Origin of the sequence: Micromonospora sp. ATA51 (assembly GCF_016802855.1) — a bacterium.
In the GTDB taxonomy this organism is placed as follows: Bacteria; Actinomycetota; Actinomycetes; order Mycobacteriales; family Micromonosporaceae; genus Micromonospora; species Micromonospora sicca.
In genome coordinates, this window is the sequence record NZ_JAEVHJ010000656.1 from 1 (window position 1) to 1,394 (window position 1,394).

The 1,394-nt window shown below is 72.2% G+C and carries 1 protein-coding gene and 1 pseudogene; both read left to right on the forward strand.

Features of this window, described 5'->3' with window-relative positions; genetic code table 11:
• Nucleotides 1-275 (forward strand): annotated as a pseudogene (locus JNW87_RS38705) (DUF3071 domain-containing protein); the annotation flags it as partial.
• Nucleotides 276-388: 113 nt separating this feature from the next.
• Nucleotides 389-1,394, forward strand: a 1,006-nt coding sequence (locus JNW87_RS38710) for an aldo/keto reductase (protein ID WP_238455475.1), incomplete at its 3' end; no start/stop codon positions are given.

Genomic DNA, 1,394 nt, shown 5'->3' on the forward strand with positions numbered 1-1,394 from the left:
GGCCGCGCAGGACGCACCCCGCCAGCGGGCGTCGCCGGCGGCGCGGCGGCCCTGCTCGGCGGCGGTCAGGGCTCGGCGTTCGACGACGACTCGGACGCGCCGAAGGAGATCCCGGCCGTACCGTCGCTGGCGGTGCTCCGGCCGCGGCGGACGGGTGCGGCGGCGGCCGCCGGCGGCGCCGAGTCCACGGACGCCAACGGCAAGCCGCGCAAGCGCTGCCGAGCTGGGACGATGTCCTCTTCGGCACCGGTCCCGCGGCCCGCGAGTCCTCCTGATCCATCGTCCACCCTGGTCACGCGCGACGGCTCCAGGTCGCGGCGCGGCGTCAGACGCGCCGAACTGGAGTTGTCGTAAGGCACTCTAAGTGCCCGCGTGCCAGGGTGGACCCATGGAGTACACGAACCTGGGACGCACCGGCCTGTCGGTGAGCCGGCTCTGCCTCGGCACCATGAACTTCGGGCCGCAGACCACCGAGCCGGACAGCTTCGCCATCATGGACCGGGCGCTGGAACACGGGATCAACTTCTTCGACACCGCGAACGTCTACGGCTGGCAACTCGGTGAGGGCATCACCGAGCAGATCATCGGCCGCTGGTTCGCCCAGGGCGGCGGTCGCCGCGACAAGGTCGTCCTGGCCACCAAGGTCTACGGCAAGATGGGCGACTGGCCCAACGACCAGGGCCTGAGCGCCCGGCACATCATCCGGGCCTGCGAGGAGTCGCTGCGCCGGTTGCAGACCGACACCATCGACCTCTACCAGATGCACCACGTCTCCCGGACCACGCCGTGGGAGGAGATCTGGCAGGCGATGGAGACCCTGGTCGCCCAGGGCAAGGTCATCTACGTCGGATCGTCCAACTTCGCCGGTTGGCACATCGCGCAGGCGCAGGCGGCCGCCGGCCGGCGCAACTTCCTCGGCCTCGTCGCCGAGCAGTCCATCTACAACCTGCTGACCCGGCACGTCGAGCTGGAGGTGATCCCCGCCGCCCAGCACTACGGGCTCGGCATCATCCCCTGGTCGCCGCTGCACGGCGGGCTGCTCGCCGGGGTGCTCCGGAAGATGGCCGAGGGCGGTGCGGCGCGCGGCGCCAGCGGCCGCGCCGCGGACGCGCTCGCCGAGCACCGGCCCACCATCGAGGCGTACGAGAAGCTCTGCGCCGATCTGGGCCACGACCCGGCCGACGTGGCGCTGGCCTGGCTGCTCTCCCGCCCGGGGGTGACCGCCCCGATCATCGGCCCGCGCACGCTCGACCAGCTCGACGGCACCCTCGGCGCGCTGGAGGTCGACCTCGACGAGGCGACGCTGAAGCGCCTCGACGACCTGTTCCCTCCGGTCGGCAACGGCGGCCCGGGCCCGGAGGCTTTCCGGTCGACGCCAACACGCTCTATCCCCT